This is a genomic window from Bacillus sp. CH30_1T (genome assembly GCF_008364765.1).
GTDB lineage: Bacteria > Bacillota > Bacilli > Bacillales > Bacillaceae_B > Rossellomorea.
This window is the reverse complement of record NZ_VTUY01000001.1, coordinates 548,375-565,807: the sequence shown is the minus strand read 5'-3', so window position 1 is coordinate 565,807 and position 17,433 is coordinate 548,375. Positions and strand designations below refer to the sequence as shown.

The following is a 17,433-nucleotide window of genomic DNA, read 5'->3' as shown; positions in this document are numbered from 1 at the left end:
TGGAGTTATGTCTACAGTAAAAGAGCAAAGCTTTGAAGTCCTTGAAATGAAAAGAGAACATTATTCATTGGTGATCAACGGCAAACGTATGGAAAGCGGTTCAGGTGAAACCTTTACGACGTACAATCCAGCGACAGGTGAGGCGATTGCCACCGTTTCACTGGCATCTGCCCAAGATGCTGAAAAAGCGGTTGAAGCAGCGAGAAACGCGTTTGACTACGGTAAGTGGAAGAAGTTCCCGATCAATAAGCGTTCCCGCGTGCTCAATAAAATTGCAGGCATTATGAGATCACGTTTTAATGAACTTGTCTCTCTTGAAATCATGGATAGCGGGAAATCACTATCTGCCGCACAAGGTCAAGTGATGCAAGCGATCGAAGACTTTGAATTCTATGCAGGAGCGATTGTGGGCCATCGTGGAACGGTGAATAATGTACCAGGGCAATTCATGAATGTTGCGGAGAAAGAGCCGGTCGGTGTATGTGCTCAAATCATTCCGTGGAATTATCCATTGATGATGGCGGCGTGGAAAATTGCTCCTGCCATTGCGTCAGGCTGCTCGGTTGTGGTGAAACCAGCGACTCTTACACCATTAACAGCGATTGTCTTGGGTGAAATCTGTATCGAAGCCGGTGTGCCTGAAGGGGTTGTCAACATCATCCCGGGTGCAGGTTCTTCTGTCGGTAATTACTTAGTTGAGCATGAAAAGGTTGATAAAGTAGCCTTCACAGGTTCCACTCCTATCGGTAAAAATATTATGGAAAAGGCGTCTCAAACCCTAAAGAGAGTCACTCTTGAATTAGGTGGGAAGTCACCAAACATCGTATTTGAAGATGCAGATATCGATGCAGCGGTGGATGGTTCCCTGTTCGGAATCTTCTATAATACAGGCCAGTCCTGTGAAGCACGATCCAGACTGTATGTACATGAAGATATATACGATGAGTTCATGGAGAAATTCGTTGAGAAGACGAAGAAGCTGAAACTGGCCGACCCTCACGATAAAGGTACTCATATCGGGGCGATCATTAATCAGGACCAGCTTGACACGATCGACGGTTATGTTCAATCAGCCAAAGAAGAAGGGGCAACGATCTTAGTCGGGGGAAGCCCTGCGAAGGTTGAAGGCTTCGAAAAAGGCTATTGGTATGAGCCAACCATCATAACAGATGTGAATCACGACATGAAGGTTGTAAAAGAAGAAATCTTCGGACCCGTTGTGGTGGTAATGAAATTCAAAGATGAAAAAGAAGCGATTAAAATGGCCAACGATAGCGAATATGGTCTTGGTTCAGCGGTATGGACTCAAAACCATGGCCGTGCGACAAGAGTATCGAAAGCGATCCAAGCCGGAATTGTGATGGTGAACTGCCCGTTCTCCGCATTCCCGGGTACTCCATTCGGAGGCTACAAGCAGTCCGGATTCGGCCGTGAGCTTTGCGTTGAAACGCTCGATCTTTACACAGAAACAAAGAGTATCATTTCTTACTTCGGAAACCGTCCGTTAAATCCATTTGGTGTGTAAGAAGACATTAACAAGCAGGGGGTTGTCCTATCCGGGTCAACCCCTTATTGCAAGAAAGGGGAAAGCAAACATGACGCAGCATATCGTGGTAGTTGGTTCCGGAGTAATGGGTAGGGGGATTGCCTATGTAAGTGCAGTTGGAGGATTCCGAACCACACTGGTTGATATTAAACAAGAGCAGTTGGATCATGCCAAAAATGAGATTCAGCTCATTTTTCAAAAAGGAATAGAAAGGAATAAGCTCACTCAGCAGCAGTACGTAGAAGCGAAAGAGCTTATGAGTTATTCAACGAATCTTTCGTTTGCCGTACGGGATGCCGATGTGGTCATCGAAGCCGTTCCGGAAAAGACAGATATCAAGCGTGGCGTATTTGAAGTGCTGGACGCGCATGCACCTGAGTATTGTTATTTGGCAACAAATACTTCCACCATGAGTCCGACGGAAATTGCCTCATTTACGAAACGACCTGACAAGGTCATTGCCATGCACTTTTTCAACCCCGTACATAAAATGCCACTCGTTGAAATCGTGAAGGGATTGGAAACAAGTGATGAAACGACGGAGGTCATCCAGCAAGTAGCCCGCCTGATGGGGAAAGAAACAGTGGTCATCAATGAGTTCCCTGGTTTTGTCACAAGCAGAATCTCTGCCCTCGTCGGGAATGAAGCCTTTTACATGCTCCAGGAAGGACTCGGTTCTCCTGAAGAAATCGATAAAGCAATCAAGCTCGGATTAAATTATCCGATGGGTCCGTTTGAACTTGGAGATTTAGTCGGACTGGATACACGATTGAATAATCTTAAGTACCTTCATGAAAAGCTTGGAGAAAAGTATCGCCCGGCCCCTCTTTTAGAGAAATATGTGAAGGCAGGACGTCTTGGCCGAAAAACTGGTAAAGGTGTTTATGATTACTCGGAAACAAAGGAAAAGGAGCACCAGTCATGAGAGAGGTTGTCATTGTCGATGCCGTCCGTACTCCGATTGGAAAATACAAAGGCTCTTTAAAAGAGGTGCGTCCTGATGATTTGGGCGCGCATGTTATTAAAGCACTCGTCGAACGTAATCCCCTCGTCCCGGTGGATACGATTGAAGAGGTGGTACTTGGAAATGCAAACGGTGCCGGCGAGGACAACAGGAACGTAGCCCGAATGTCGACACTTCTGGCAGGTCTCCCTGTTGATGTCGGTGCCACCACCATCAACCGTTTATGCGGTTCTGGACTGGACGCTGTTAACTATGCGGCGAGAGCCATTTTGGCTAATGAAGGGGATGTTTTCATTGCAGGCGGGACCGAAAGTATGACCCGTGCTCCTTACGTCATGGCAAAGCCTTCAAAGGATTTCCCAAGAGGTAATATGGAAATGTTCGATACGACTATCGGATGGCGCTTCGTCAATGCCCGTCTGAAAGAAAAATTCGGGACCGATTCTATGCCGGAAACTGCGGAAAACGTGGCGAAACAGTTCGGCATTTCGAGGGAAGAACAAGATCACTTTGCTTACTGGAGCCAAATGAAAGCGAAACGTGCCATGGATGAAGAACGGTTTAAAACGGAAATCGTGCCCGTCGAGTTACGTGACAGAAAAGGTAACCTTTCAACGTTTCAGTTCGATGAACACCCAAGACCCGATACCAATAGTGACAAACTGCAGAAGCTTAAGCCGTTATTCCAAGGCGGAACGGTGACGGCAGGGAATGCATCAGGAGTCAATGATGGTGCATCTGCTCTGTTATTAATGAGCAGGGAGAAGGCAGAAGAATTAGGCGTTACTCCGCTGGCCCGCTACATGACATCGGCCACTTCAGGGCTTGAACCATCTGTGATGGGACTAGGACCGATCTATGCCACTCAGAAGGTACTGAAACGGTCGGGCCTTGCCCTTGACCAAATCGGCTTAGTGGAGCTTAATGAAGCATTCGCTGCACAATCCATTGCCTGCATCCGAGAGCTAGGGTTAAATGAAGAAATCGTCAATGTCAATGGAGGAGCGATCGCCTTCGGTCATCCACTTGGAGCAAGTGGAGCACGTATCCTTACCACCCTTCTGTATGAAATGAAAAAGAGAAAGGTACGGTACGGCTTATCTACCATGTGTATTGGTGTCGGCCAGGGGATTGCGACTTTAGTAGAGAATATTGAAACTTAATAGTTTGAGTCCTGTATGTGCAGGGCTCTTTTTGTGATTAGAATCGCCCCTTTTTAGAAAAGATAGAATTGAGGTGAGTGAGATGGAATTTGAAATCATGACAAAAGAAAGCGAGATTCCTTGTCTCGTAGTCGCGGATGAGGATAACGGAAGGTATTTAATAAGGAAAGCCGATACGAGCGGGGAAGTGTTTAACAGCCAGGAAGAGCTTGTAACATGGATCGAGACGAATTGGTCGAAGGAACAGGTTATCAATTCATATGAATTTGTTAAGATGCTGGAGATGTTGAGGGTGTATCATTGAGGGTCAGGCTCTATAAGTGAGCCTGATTTTTTTTGTGCCTGAAATTCATTCAAACTTAAAAATCATTAATATTCATTTATTTTCATGGAAAGTTTATGATAATATATAAATCAAACGTAAATTAAACGTCATAAACAAACGGGATATTATCTAAAGGAGAGGCACTGATGAATACACGATCAATGATCTTTACACTATATGGGGATTACATACGACACTATGGCAATAAGATATGGATCGGCAGTTTGATACGTCTTCTGAATGAATTCGGTCACAACGATCAAGCAGTCCGGGCAGCCATTTCAAGAATGAATAAGCAAGGTTGGGTCCAGGCAGAGAAACAAGGGAACAAAAGCTACTACTCCCTCACAGAACGCGGCGTGATCCGAATGGAAGAAGCGGCAAACAGGATATTCAAGCTGAAGCCTGAACAATGGGACGGTAAATGGAGAATCCTTATGTACTCGATCCCTGAAGAAATAAGGAGCATCCGGGACGAACTGAGGAAAGAACTGGTCTGGAGCGGCTTTGGAACCCTTTCGACGAGTACTTGGATCTCTCCTAACAATCTGGAAAAACAAGTACAATCCCTGATTGGAAAATACGATATTAAAGAGTACGTCGATTTCTTCATCGCCGAATACGAAGGTCCACATGAGAATCAACGGTTGATCGAAAAAAGCTGGGACCTGAATGAGATCAATGATCGGTACCAGGAATTCATTTCCCATTACAGTCAACAATACATGATTGATAAGAGTAAAATCGGGAAAGGGCAAATGACCGATGCCGAATGCTTCGTGGAAAGAACGAAGCTCGTCCACGAATACCGTAAATTCCTCTTTGTGGATCCTGGTCTACCTGAAGAACTCCTGCCTAAAAAATGGCTCGGGGCGCACGCAGCCTCGCTCTTCGGAGAATACTACAAAGAACTTGCAGAACCAGCCTCTCGATTCTTCGAAAGTGTATTCGAAGACGGCAACGAACTGAAAAACAAAGACCTGAGCTACAACGTCATGACGCACCCATTATTATTAGACTGATCAAAACCACTTGCCGGTTTGGCAAGTGGTTTTTTGAGGGACGGACCTCTATTTTTTCAGAAGATAAGAAATACCAAATAATGATGCCCCGGAAATTAAAGAAGCATACCACGGAAAAAGGAAAGATGGACCAAGGTCAGGCAGGAAGTAAGTAGCGCAAATTATGATGCCCATCGATACCATACCCATTGTACCTGCTTTAATGGAATCTTTCACAGGGGTTTGTTTCTCCTTAAATAAAGAATGTTTAATGATCGAGAAAATGATTTTTACCCCAATCAAACTGGAAATGAAGGTGATAAGTGCCAATATGCCGGAAGTGACTGGATATACTTCACTGCTTATTTCTTTAAACATCGGCCCAATCAATAATAAGAGTCCTCGAATTATCATGAAGTACCCCAATAAGTTAATGGCTAAAGATGATACGAATGCCACGATACTTCTCTTCTTTTCATTAGGAAGCTGTTCGATGATATCATCAGCGTAAGCCTTAGGATCATCCCCTAAAATCATTCTGGCTGTTTTCCCTTCACGCTGCCCGTCAATAATATGATCCAGGATTTCCATTAATATTTCCTCGGTCCGCTGTTCCGATAATGAAAGTTGTAGGCGCATGTATATCAGGAAATCCGAATAATACTTTTCGTTCTCTTCCGACAATCCTGTTCGTTTTTGATTGTTCAATTCAATTAACTGCTTTGCTTCAATCATCATGGCTCCCCCTTTTTAATAGTGCTGTGACGGGTGATACGATTTGTTCCCATTCTCTTGATATATCAGAGAGTGCTGAATGTCCTTCTTCTGTTAAATAATAGTATTTTCGGTTAGGTCCGGAATCAGATGGCTGCATTTCCCCACGGATCAGGTTACTTTTCTGAAGTCGTAACAACACTGGATAAATGGTCCCTTCGCTCACATCCTGTAAACCGGAAGACTGCAATTTTTTAGAAAGTTCATATCCGTAGATCGGCTCTTTTTCAATCACAGATAGGACGCAACCATCTAATATACCCTTTAATAGCTGACTGCGGATAGACATATAGTGCCTCCTTTTTTAATACATTGCAATACAAGGTACTGATGTAAAACACAACTACCTTGTTTTACAAAGTAGTAATTTTAGAATATGTGTTTTGGAATGAAATGTCAATAAAAAATTCAAATTGATGGAAATGCTTTTCGGCACTTGTCGTACAATTCCAAAAAGTATAACATTAATTTAACGAAGGGGGATTATAATGAATAACATAACGAACGTATTACATATAAAATATCCAATCATTCAAGGTGGCATGGGGAACATCAGCAACGCCTCCTTGACGGCGGCAATTTCGGAGGCCGGGGCACTCGGTACAATCGGAGTCGGCACCATGGGCGTGGAGGAAGTGGAGAAGATCATCGTGGAGACGAAAAAGAGAACCAGTAAGCCTTTCGCTCTAAACATCCCAATCTCTATCACTCCTCACTTGGAAGAGATGATCCGCTTAGTGATGACACATGGAATACCGGTCGTTTCCTTATCAGCAGGAAATCCTGCCCCGCTCATTCCCTATTTTCATGAACACAACGTAAAAGTGATCTGTGTCGTCGCTTCGAAAAAGCAAGGAAAGAAAGCGGAAGACGCCGGTGCAGATGTGATCGTGGCAGAAGGATATGAGGCTGCAGGGATCAACTCCAATCTTGAAACGACAACGCTTGCCCTTATTCCACAACTCGTCGATACCGTGGGCATTCCAGTGGTTGCAGCAGGAGGAATCGGTGATGGCAGGGGACTCGCTTCCATGCTTGCCCTTGGTGCCAGTGGTGTGCAAATGGGTACACGATTCATCGCTACCCAGGAAGCTCCTTTTCATGAAAACTATAAAACGACACTAGTGGAAGCAAAAGATGATAGCACCGTCATCGTCGGTCGTTCTGTCGGAAGGGTTAGAAGGGTTATGAAAACGGCTTATGCCGCACAATTGATTCAAAAAGAACAAGAGGGGGTCGCTCTTGAAGAGTTCAGTCAAATGACCTCAGAAGATTATCATCGTGTTGGAGCACTTGAAGGGAAGTTGGATCAAGGATTTATCAACGGTGGCCAGGTGTCCGGTCTAGTATCGGATGTCCCGACGGTGAAGGAATTGGTTGAGAGAATGATGAACGATGCCCAGGGGATTTTCAGGAAGCTATCAGGTAGTAGTGTGGGATCTTAATAGATTGTTGTGAAAAGGCGCATTTCCTTTATTGGGGAAGTGTCTTTTTTACTGTGGTGTTTTCAATTTGGCACAAGTTTAGATAAAAGTGGCACAAGTTTACTAGATTCTGGCACAACAAGTAAAAAAGAGAGATTCGAAGGGGAATACTATAGTAGGAAACCATTAATTAAGCTGGATTTTCATAGAAACCGTTATTAAAGAGACCATTTAACGATTTGTTTCAGCATTCCCCACCAATCGCCAAGTCCCAATATCCATCAAATATTTTAAAATCTGTACTCCTCATCACGTTCACCAACCCCATAACAAAAATATTTTCCCGCAAATCCTCTAGAAATCATCAACAATACCGTCTATACTAGTATTAATTTTTAAATTTTCGGAATATTATTGACTATTTTGTGACAGGAGTGATAATATAACGTTGTATTTACGTTGGTGATGATTTTTATCATACTTGGATTTGCTAGTCTACCAGACTACTGATCATATATCAGGAAGAGAAAAAGGGGGATTTCTGTGAAGAAGAAGAGTTTATTACTTGTTGTCATCTCTATGATGATGGGAATGCTGTTTTTAGCGGGCTGTGGTAGTGATACAAGCTCAGGTGGAGAAGATGGTGAAAAGCAATATGTGATCGGGGTAACCCAGATTGTGGAACATCCTTCTTTAGATGCAGCATTTGAAGGTTTTAAGAAGGCTTTGGCTGAAAACGGTCTTGAAGAAGGCAAGAATGTAAAGTTTGATGTTCAAATTGCTCAAGGGGATCCTACAAATTCACAAACGATCGCCAAGAACTTCGTTGGTGATGGTGTCGACCTCATCTTTGCAAACTCAACCCCAAGTGCTCAGCACGCATTAAATGCTACAAAGGAAATTCCAATCGTCTTTACGTCAGTAACCGATCCAGTTGGTGCTGAATTAGTGAAATCTTTCGAAGAGCCAGGTGAAAATATTACTGGAACGACGGATACACACCCTGAAGCGATTTCTAAAACGATTTCATTTATTACGGATGAAATGAAAGCGAAAAATATTGGAGTTATCTATAATTCAGGTGAACAAAACTCCGTTGTACAGGCTGAGGAAGTGAAGAAGCTTGTTGAAGAAAAGGGATCGAAGGTAGTTGAAGCTTCTGTATCTACGTCAGCAGATGTAAAACAAGCGGCAGAATCCCTGGTTGGTCGTGTGGATGCCATTTACATTCCTACTGATAATACCGTTGTATCTGCATTGGAATCTGTCATCAGTGTAGCAAATGATAAAGATATCCCTCTATTTGTGGGTGAACTGGATTCAATGAAAAAAGGTGCGATAGCAGCTAGTGGATTCAGCTATGAAGATCTTGGTTACGAAACAGGCCTAATGGCTGCAAAAATTTTAAAAGGTGAAAAGAAAACTTCTGAAATCAATGTTGAGTATCCAAAGAACTTTAAGTTAATGATCAATAAGCAAGCTGCAGAAGAGCAAGGTGTAGAAGTTCAGGATGCGTGGTCTGATTTAGGAGAGTTTTACGAAGAGAAATAAGAGAGGATGATGATTCGTGCCAACAGCAATATTCGCATCCTTTGAATCTGGAATCATTTACGCTATTATGGCCCTCGGAGTCTACTTGTCCTTTCGGATATTGGATTTTCCTGATTTAACAGTCGACGGCAGCTTCGTTACGGGAGCCGCTGTCGCTGCCACCATGATTGTTAGTGGCGTAAATCCAGTCATCGCAACCATTACAGCGATTGTCATCGGATTTGTTGCAGGATGTATAACCGGACTACTTCACACGTTTGGAAAAATCAATGCCCTATTATCAGGGATTCTCATGATGATTGCCCTGTATTCTATCAATCTCCGGATAATGGGGCGGTCGAATGTACCATTACTAAGTCAGGATACTGCTTTTACAGGGGTGGAAGGATTTTGGTCGCCCCTCGGGATCGATGCCGCACTCAATAAATTGTGGATGGCAGTGGGGCTTGGAGAGCCTGTACCGGGAACGTGGAGCATTTTATTTATTATGATCATCATCACGCTTGTCATCAAGTTTTTAACAGACGGTTTCTTGAAAACGGAAATCGGGTTGGCATTACGGGCGACTGGAGATAATCAGCGGATGATCCGCAGTTTCTCTGCTAATACGAACCTGATGATTATACTCGGTCTTGGAATATCGAATGGTATGGTAGCACTGTCGGGGGCACTGATTGCCCAGTATAGCAGATTTGCTGATGTCGGAATGGGGATCGGGATGATTATCATCGGACTTGCTTCGGTTATCATCGGTGAAGCATTGTTTGGAACTAAGACGATCGCCCGTACGACGCTCGCAGTCATTGGTGGGGCGATTATCTATCGATTAGTCGTATCCATGGCTCTTCGCGTCGATTTCCTGGAAACAGGGGATATGAAGCTTATCACAGCGACAATCGTGATTCTTGCCCTTGTCATGCCTAAAGTGATGGACCGTTACAAGGATAAGAAACGAAAGGCGCAGCGAATGTCAGAACGATTAGACAGATCTTCAATCGCAGATGGAAAGGGTGAGAGCGGTGTTACACTTAAATAGAATCCACAAAGTATTTAATGAAGGGACACCAGATGAAAAAATCGCCCTTGATGACATTCAGCTCTCTTTAAAACCTGGGGATTTCTTCACTGTTATCGGAAGCAATGGAGCCGGGAAATCGACATTGATGAATATCGTTTCCGGTGTACTCCTGCCTGATGTGGGAAATGTTCTGATTGACGATCATGATGTTTCTAAGGTGTCCGAGTATAAAAGATCTAAGCTTATCGGTCGCGTGTTCCAGGACCCCATGGCAGGCACTGCACCTACTATGACCATCGAAGAGAACCTGGCCATGGCGTATTCCAGAAATCGAACACGCACCTTTAAAATGGGTGTGACGAAAAAACGGAAAGTGTTTTTTAAGGAAGTACTGGAAACACTTCACCTCGGGCTTGAGAATCGATTGAATGCGAAGGTCGGGTTACTATCAGGAGGGGAAAGACAGGCTCTTTCTTTATTGATGGCCACATTCACCGAACCGTCCATCTTATTGCTGGATGAACATACGGCAGCATTGGATCCTGCCAGAGCGGATCTGATTACGAACTTGACGAAAGAGATTGTAGAAAAGTATAATCTTACCACGTTGATGGTCACCCATAATATGCAGCAGGCGCTGGACCTTGGCAACCGATTGATCATGATGGATAAAGGCCAGATTATATTAGAGGTTAATGAAGAAGAGAAAAAACACCTCACAGTCGAAGGACTTCTCCACGAATTTCAGCGAATCCGTGGAAGCAAACTCGCCAGCGACCGGGCACTTCTTTCATAAGTTAATAAAAACAATAAACAACCTTCTACAAAAAGCAACGAACCCTGTTTCGTTGCTTTTTTATTTTGAGAATACTTTGATTGCCTATCTGGAAAAGGAAATCGTCTAGCTTCGGCGGCTAGTCCCTCGAGGTCATAAGTCAAGACCACCAAAAAGGCAAAGAGCGCCTTTCCGGTGGTCTCGCCTTATGCTTGTCGGGCCTGCCCAAGCCGCCTCCGCTTTTGAGGGAGGGACGGACCTTCGGCTGCGCCGATAGGTCCGTCCCTCTGCATAACTTATATTAATATAATATTTTAAATTTTAACAATTTATTGACTATTTATAAAACAAAATGTTATTATATCGTTGAATTAACGTTATATAAAAATATATAATTTGTTGGTTTAAAGGGGGAAAGCAATGAAGTCTGGATTAGGAGAAGGACATACGGCCGTCGTCAGAACAGAAGTAACCCCCAGCATGTATGCCCAGTTTGAAGGAGATGTGGTGCACCCTGTGTATTCAACCGTCTCAATGGTTTACCACATGGAATGGGCATCAAGAAAGATCATTCTACCCTATTTGGAAGATCATGAAGAGGGAATGGGAGCCAAGGTGAACGTCGAGCATATGGCTCCGGCAAAAAACGGTTCCTCTCTTGAAATTAAAGCGAGCGTAATTAAATATGAACGAAACATCATCGTGACCGAAGTGACTGTCAGAGATAAAGAGAATGACAGACTCATTGGGAAAGGTGAGGTCAAACAAGTCGTACTTCTTAAAGAGAAAATTAATGAAAGAATAAAAGAGAACTAAGTTTTGATTACTTCATCAATAGCAGTGTAAAAGGAGGAAGCTTTAGTGTCTAACGTATTCACAAAAATGGAAGCGGTTACAAACGGAGAGCTTGTAGGGGGCGGAGAAATGGATATGTTCGAAAAAATACAAAATCATGAACAGGTCGTATTCTGTAATGATGAAGAAACAGGACTGAAAGCCATCATCGCCATACATAATACCACTCTTGGACCTGCACTTGGCGGCTGTCGAATGAGACCCTACACCTCAGTAGATGAAGCACTTGAGGATGTTTTACGTTTATCAAAAGGGATGACCTACAAATGTGCAGCGGCCGACGTGGACTTCGGTGGAGGAAAAGCCGTCATTATCGGAGATCCTGAAAAAGACAAACACCCTGAGTTGTTCCGTGCTTTCGGCCAATTTGTTGAATCCCTGAACGGAAGATTCTATACAGGGACAGACATGGGAACTACTCCTGATGACTTTGTCCATGCCTTAAAAGAAACGAATTGCATTGTAGGCGTCAATGAAGAATACGGGGGAAGTGGAGATTCATCCATCCCGACTGCCATGGGCGTGATCTACGGCTTACAGGCAACCAACCAAAACGTATGGGGCTCAAAAGACCTCCATGGAAAAAGCTATGCCATTCAAGGGTTAGGAAAAGTAGGCTTTAAAGTAGCCGAGCGTCTACTGGAAGAGGGAGCAGACCTCTATGTAACAGATATCAGTCAGAAATCCATCGATCAGTTAGTAGCTAAGGCAAACAGGATGGGAGCAGCCATTAAAGTCGTATCCGGAGATGAGATTTACTCGGTTGATGCAGATGTCTTCATTCCTTGTGCCATCGGTGGGATTATTAATGATCACACGGTAGATCAGCTGAGGGTAAAGGCGGTCGTCGGTTCTGCCAACAACCAATTATTAGATCTTTCACATGGAATGAAGCTGCGCGAAAAAGGGATCTTATACGCACCTGATTACATCGTCAATGCAGGTGGATTGATTCAAGTAGCAGACGAATTATACGAACCAAATAAAGAACGTGTCCTGCAAAAGACAAGCGCCATCTATAACAGCCTTCAGGATATTTATTTGCAATCAGAAAACCAGCACATGACCACAGTCGAAGCAGCCAACCGGTTCTGTGAGGACAGAATCCACGCCCGCACAAGAAGGAACAGCTTCTTCTCCCATGCGAAGCGTCCGAAGTGGTCGGTTAGGACATAAAAAGCAAATCAGGAGTTTACCGGAACAATAAAAAAGCACCAGAAGAGGTGACGAAATGATCAAGGAATTTCAATTGGTCCAGGTCATGGATCAACAAGGAGAACTTGTCCAAGGTGAGTGTGAAAAGGACATTTCAGAAGATTTAGCCCGTACATTTTATCGGCATTTAATCAGGATCCGTACATTTGATAAGAAAGCGGTGAGCCTCCAACGACAGGGGCGAATCGGAACGTATGCACCATTTGAAGGACAGGAGGCATCCCAGGTGGGGAGCGCACTTGCCCTCCATGACAAAGACTGGTTATTCCCGTCCTATCGGGATCATGGGGCTACCATGACATTTGGTCATTCCCTGCTTCATATCCTCCTATTCTGGAAGGGGAGAAATGAAGGATGCGTGCCTCCGGAAGGAAAGAAAATTTTCACTCCTGGAATTCCAATTGCGACACAGCTTCCACATGCGGTAGGGGCTGCTTTCGCCGAGAAAAGAAAAGGGACCGGGAATGCTGCCATTGTATATTTTGGTGATGGCGCCACTTCTGAAGGCGACTTTCATGAAGGATTGAACTTGGCAAGCGTCTGGGAGGCACCGGTCGTCTTTTTCAATCAAAACAATCATTACGCCATCTCCGTTCCCATTCACAAGCAAATGAAATCAAAGACCATTGCCCAGAAAGCTCTTGCCTATGACATTCCAAGCGTACGCATCGACGGCAATGATATTTTTGCTGTTTACTTTGAAACGGTGAAGGCGTTGGAGAGAGCACGAAACGGGGACGGACCTACCTTGATCGAGTCCGTGACCTGGAGATACGGTGCCCATACAACCGCGGATGATCCGACGAAGTATCGTGATCAACAGGAAAGTGAGTCCCGACGAAAGGATAATGACCCCGTTGACCGGTTAACGAAATTCATGAGGCATCGAGGCTGGATTGACGAAGACTGGATGACATCTGTTCAAAAGGAATATGCGAAGGAAGTAGACCTCGCTGTCGAGGAACTGGAAGCATATCCGGCAGCTGATCCCAGTGTAATCTTTGATTATGTGTTTGCGACACCGACCTGGACGATCCAGGAACAAAAAGAAAAGCTCCTTGAGCGATTGAGAGGTGAGTAGAATGAGCACCTTAACGAAAATGAAGACGCTGACGATGGTTCAAGCCATCACGGATGCTATGAGAGTGATGCTTCAGGAAAGCGAAGATGTTCTGTTGATGGGTGAGGATATCGGAACGAATGGCGGAGTATTCAGGGCGACGGACGGTCTTCAACAGGAATTCGGTGAAGACCGGGTTCTTGATACACCCTTAAGTGAAGCCGGCTTTATTGGAGCGGCCATCGGGATGGGGCTGAACGGATATCGTCCGGTAGCGGAGGTCCAATTTTTAGGATTCATCTACCCGGCATACGAGCAGATCATGACGCATGCATCCAGAATACGAGCTCGTACCCTTGGGCATTTTACTTGTCCTTTGGTCATCAGGGCTCCGTATGGGGCTGGTGTAAGAGCCCCAGAGATTCATTCCGATAGCACCGAAGCACTTTTCACTCATATGCCGGGAATCAAGGTTGTTTGTCCCGCAACACCATATGATGCAAAGGGACTTCTGATTGCAGCCATCGAGGACCCTGATCCCGTTCTATTCCTGGAGCCTATGCGATGTTACCGATCTTCCAGGGAAGAAGTTCCTGAAGAGAAGTACACCGTGGAAATCGGTAAAGGTAAGGTGGTCACAGAGGGTGAGGATGTCACGATCATTGCATGGGGAGCGATGGTGAAGGTTGCAGAGGATGCAGCCAAGGAAGCCGCTGATAAAGGTATTTCCTGTGAGGTACTCGATCTTAGAACACTTTATCCCCTGGATAAGGATCTCATTTCAAGCTCAGTTCAGAAAACGGGGAGAACCGTGGTTGTCCATGAAGCACATGCCACTGGTGGAGTTGGAAATGACGTGCTGGCCATCATCAATGACAAATCTTTTTTATATCAGAAAGCGCCGACTGAAAGGGTAACAGGATTCGATACACCTGTCCCATATTTTGGATTTGAAGATTTCTATTTGCCTGACAGTAAACGTGTGTTGGCTGCAGTGGAAAAGGTAGCCCGCTATTAGACAAGGAGGGAGTTCATGGAAGTTAAGCTTCATGATATTGGGGAAGGCATGACCGAAGCCAATATCAATCACTTTCTTGTGAAAGTGGGGGATGTCGTGCGAGCGGATCAACCACTGGTAGAGGTACAAACAGATAAAATGACGGCAGAGATCCCGGCACCATTTTCAGGTGTGATCAAGGAGTTTACCGTTAGTGAAGGGGAGACGATTCCAGTCGGGTCCACGGTTTTATTGATGGAAAAAGAACAAGGTAATCAGTCAGGGAGCCGGCGAGTTGTGCCGGAAACGACCCATGTATTGAAGAAGAGAAGGATCCTCGCATCCCCGTATACGAGGAAAATAGCAAGGGAGAATGGTATCAACATAGAAGAAGTGGTTGGTTCCGGAGCTGGTGGTAGAATCCACGATGAAGATATTTTCCTTTATATGAATGGAGGAAGTCAATCAGCACCCGTGAAGGTGGAAGAACCTGAACCTGTTACTCCTGCGGCACCGGCAGAACCTGGAGCTAAAACTATTCCTTTCCGTGGCAGGAGGAAACAGATCGCTTCCAAAATGTCACAGTCACTGAGAACCATCCCGCACTGTACCCATTTTGAAGAAATCGACGTTACGAATCTACTATCCTGGAAAGATACTATGAAAGCGAGCGGCGGGTCTATTTCTGTGGGAGCCTTTTTTATCAAAGTCATTTCTGTCTGTTTAAAAGAGTTTCCGATCTTCAATGCCCGTCTCAATGAACAGGAGGAGTGTGTAGAGCTTCAGTCCCATCACAATATTGGAATCGCTGTAGATACAGACGAAGGACTGATTGTCCCTGTCATCAAAGAGGTTGAACGGAAAAGCATGAAGGATATTAACGGCGAAATGAAGGAACTGACGGTTAAAGCACAGGAAGGCAAGTTAGCGATGAAGGATATCAAAGGAGGAACCTTCACGGTCAGTAACGTTGGACCGCTGAACGGATCGATCGGAGCTACCCCCATCATTAATGAACCGGAAGTAGCCCTCGTCGCCTTCCATAAAACGAAGAAGCGTCCGATGGTGAATGAAAAGGATGAAATAGTCGTCCGTTCCATGATGAATGTTTCAATGTCCTTTGATCATAGAGTGGCAGATGGCGGGACAGCCGTGAAATTTACGAACCGATTACGGGATCTGATTGAAGAACCTCAATCCATGCTAATGGAGTTGATATAAATGGTAGTGGGAGAGATAACAGAAGATAAAGACATTGTCGTCATCGGAGGAGGTCCTGGGGGCTACCACGCGGCTATCAGAGCCGCGAGCCTCGGTAGACAGGTGACGTTGATCGAACGGGAGGATATAGGCGGGACCTGTTTAAATATAGGTTGCATCCCGTCGAAGGTATTCACCCATTTTGCCCGGGAATTTAAAAAGACGAAGCACCTGAAGGAAATGGGGATGGAGTTTGGGGAAGTGGTAGCGAATCTTTCTTCTCTTCAACACTATAAAAAGAAAAAAATCACCCAGCTCCGATCAGGGGTAGAATCACTGTGCAAAGCAAATAAGGTTGAGATCGTTAGAGGATCGGCTTCCTTTCTATCAGAATCCCGCATTGGGGTTGAAAACGGACATGAATTTTCCCTATTCAATTTCAAAGATGCGATAGTGGCAACAGGTGGAGATTTACACTATCCGGATGGAATCGATTTTAACGCTGACCGTGTGCTGAAGGAAAGACAGATTTTTGAGCTGGAGGAAATCCCTGAAGAACTGATTGTGTATGGTGCCGATTATATTTCACTAGAGATCACGTCTGTTTTCTCCACCTTGGGAAGCCTTGTCACTCTAATCTTGAATGAAGAACTTCTATTTGACTCTTCAATCTCAAAAGAGTTGTTCAGGCAGTTAAAAAAGCAGAAAATCAATGTTATCAAGAGCTCTACCATAAAAACTGTGAGTGACACAGAAGAAAAGGTTATAGTAGGACTCAACAAAGCAAACGGTGAAATGGTCTCCATCGAAGGCTCTCACTTTGTCATGAGTGGAAAAGTTAAGCCGAACCTATCAGACCTCGGCCTCGACCGTCTCCGTGTTGAATTAACCGAGGATGATTATATCCAAACAGATCGGGAGGGACGGACCTCCATTCCGCATATTTGGGCGATCGGCGATGTCACGAAAGGTCCGTCCCTCGCAGTCAAAGCGATCAAACAGGGGAAGGCGGCGGCCGAGGCAATGGCAGGGAGATCAGTGGAAGTAGATCTGCAGTTTTTGCCGGCGGTGGTGCAGATGAGTCCTCCCATTGCATGTGCAGGGATGACGGAGGAAGAAGCAAGGCAGGCAGGTTATTCGGTTGCAGTGAGTGAGAACTTTGTCAGAGGAAACGGGTACGCTCAGCTGGCGGATGAAAAGGATGGATCCGTGAAAGTCGTGTCAGACAGTGAAACGGATATGATCCTTGGTATTCATATGATGGGGATGGGAGCAGCCGAGCTGATCACATCAGGAGTGCTCGGCCTTGAGATGGCAGCGAGAGATGAGGACTTTCGCTTTCCACTTTATCACCACCCAAGTATGAGTGAAAGTTTACTTGAAGCAGTCGAAGGATTAAAGGGAGACGCCGTGCACATGCCTCCCCGAAAAGAGGAGCTAGCCAGGTAAAGTGAGGAACACGCTTTTACACAGAGAAGCGTTTAAGCTTTACTTGCCGCTCTTGAGAAGTTCTAAGAAACTATTTAATATAATATTCAGAATATAATAACATTCAATGGAGGGAT

17 protein-coding genes are annotated in these 17,433 nt (G+C 44.9%); 15 read left to right on the top strand and 2 right to left on the bottom strand.

What is annotated here, in order from left to right:
* Positions 1 to 7: 7 nt before the first annotated feature.
* The 5 genes from F0342_RS02595 (at position 8) to paaX (ending at position 5,020) form a co-directional block, all read left to right on the top strand.
* Entirely contained in the window at positions 8 to 1,525 is a 1,518-nt protein-coding gene (locus F0342_RS02595) for an aldehyde dehydrogenase family protein (protein WP_149154478.1), read from the top strand.
* 70 nt (positions 1,526 to 1,595) lie between these two features.
* Positions 1,596 to 2,471, top strand: a complete 876-nt coding sequence (locus F0342_RS02590) for a 3-hydroxyacyl-CoA dehydrogenase (protein ID WP_149154477.1) — start codon at positions 1,596 to 1,598, stop codon at positions 2,469 to 2,471.
* The gene (locus F0342_RS02585) at positions 2,468 to 3,673 is read left to right on the top strand and encodes a thiolase family protein (protein ID WP_149154476.1); all 1,206 of its coding nucleotides are present in this window, start codon (positions 2,468 to 2,470) and stop codon (positions 3,671 to 3,673) included. Before F0342_RS02590 ends, F0342_RS02585 begins: the two co-directional genes overlap by 4 nt.
* Before the next feature lie 82 nt (positions 3,674 to 3,755).
* Positions 3,756 to 3,977 carry a hypothetical protein gene (locus F0342_RS02580; protein ID WP_149154475.1) on the top strand — a complete coding sequence of 74 codons (222 nt, stop codon included), beginning with the start codon at positions 3,756 to 3,758 and terminating at the stop codon, positions 3,975 to 3,977.
* 167 nt (positions 3,978 to 4,144) lie between these two features.
* Positions 4,145 to 5,020 carry a phenylacetic acid degradation operon negative regulatory protein PaaX gene (paaX, locus tag F0342_RS02575; RefSeq protein ID WP_149154474.1) on the top strand — a complete coding sequence of 292 codons (876 nt, stop codon included), beginning with the start codon at positions 4,145 to 4,147 and terminating at the stop codon, positions 5,018 to 5,020.
* Positions 5,021 to 5,068: 48 nt separating this feature from the next.
* Here paaX and F0342_RS02570 read toward each other — a convergent pair whose 3' ends face one another.
* Both F0342_RS02570 and F0342_RS02565 read right to left on the bottom strand, forming a co-directional pair.
* Positions 5,069 to 5,734 (bottom strand): DUF1129 family protein, encoded by a 666-nt coding sequence (locus tag F0342_RS02570; protein WP_262481607.1) that lies wholly within the window; start codon positions 5,732 to 5,734, stop codon positions 5,069 to 5,071.
* Positions 5,727 to 6,062 carry a PadR family transcriptional regulator gene (locus F0342_RS02565; protein WP_149154473.1) on the bottom strand — a complete coding sequence of 112 codons (336 nt, stop codon included), beginning with the start codon at positions 6,060 to 6,062 and terminating at the stop codon, positions 5,727 to 5,729. Before F0342_RS02565 ends, F0342_RS02570 begins: the two co-directional genes overlap by 8 nt.
* Before the next feature lie 199 nt (positions 6,063 to 6,261).
* Between F0342_RS02565 and F0342_RS02560 the strand changes: the two genes are divergently transcribed.
* The 10 genes from F0342_RS02560 to F0342_RS02515 all read left to right on the top strand — a co-directional run bounded on the left by F0342_RS02560 (position 6,262) and on the right by F0342_RS02515 (position 17,317).
* Positions 6,262 to 7,218, top strand: a complete 957-nt coding sequence (locus tag F0342_RS02560) for an NAD(P)H-dependent flavin oxidoreductase (RefSeq protein ID WP_149154472.1) — start codon at positions 6,262 to 6,264, stop codon at positions 7,216 to 7,218.
* A 558-nt stretch (positions 7,219 to 7,776) separates the two neighbouring features.
* Positions 7,777 to 8,748 (top strand): ABC transporter substrate-binding protein, encoded by a 972-nt coding sequence (locus F0342_RS02555; RefSeq protein ID WP_149154611.1) that lies wholly within the window; start codon positions 7,777 to 7,779, stop codon positions 8,746 to 8,748.
* 16 nt (positions 8,749 to 8,764) lie between these two features.
* Entirely contained in the window at positions 8,765 to 9,784 is a 1,020-nt protein-coding gene (locus F0342_RS02550; RefSeq protein ID WP_149154471.1) for an ABC transporter permease, read from the top strand.
* The gene (locus F0342_RS02545) at positions 9,768 to 10,562 is read left to right on the top strand and encodes an ABC transporter ATP-binding protein (protein ID WP_149154470.1); all 795 of its coding nucleotides are present in this window, start codon (positions 9,768 to 9,770) and stop codon (positions 10,560 to 10,562) included. Before F0342_RS02550 ends, F0342_RS02545 begins: the two co-directional genes overlap by 17 nt.
* Before the next feature lie 399 nt (positions 10,563 to 10,961).
* A complete protein-coding gene (locus tag F0342_RS02540; protein WP_149154469.1) occupies positions 10,962 to 11,357 on the top strand; it encodes a thioesterase family protein in 396 nt (131 codons plus the stop codon).
* A 108-nt stretch (positions 11,358 to 11,465) separates the two neighbouring features.
* The gene (locus F0342_RS02535) at positions 11,466 to 12,572 is read left to right on the top strand and encodes a Leu/Phe/Val dehydrogenase (RefSeq protein WP_149154610.1); all 1,107 of its coding nucleotides are present in this window, start codon (positions 11,466 to 11,468) and stop codon (positions 12,570 to 12,572) included.
* Positions 12,573 to 12,627: 55 nt separating this feature from the next.
* A complete protein-coding gene (gene pdhA / locus F0342_RS02530) occupies positions 12,628 to 13,692 on the top strand; it encodes a pyruvate dehydrogenase (acetyl-transferring) E1 component subunit alpha (protein WP_149154468.1) in 1,065 nt (354 codons plus the stop codon).
* Position 13,693: 1 nt separating this feature from the next.
* Positions 13,694 to 14,689 (top strand): alpha-ketoacid dehydrogenase subunit beta, encoded by a 996-nt coding sequence (locus tag F0342_RS02525; RefSeq protein ID WP_149154467.1) that lies wholly within the window; start codon positions 13,694 to 13,696, stop codon positions 14,687 to 14,689.
* A gap of 15 nt (positions 14,690 to 14,704) precedes the next feature.
* On the top strand, positions 14,705 to 15,889 hold the full coding sequence (locus F0342_RS02520) for a dihydrolipoamide acetyltransferase family protein (RefSeq protein ID WP_149154466.1): 1,185 nt from the start codon (positions 14,705 to 14,707) through the stop codon (positions 15,887 to 15,889).
* A complete protein-coding gene (locus F0342_RS02515) occupies positions 15,890 to 17,317 on the top strand; it encodes a dihydrolipoyl dehydrogenase family protein (RefSeq protein ID WP_149154465.1) in 1,428 nt (475 codons plus the stop codon).
* Positions 17,318 to 17,433: the final 116 nt, after the last annotated feature.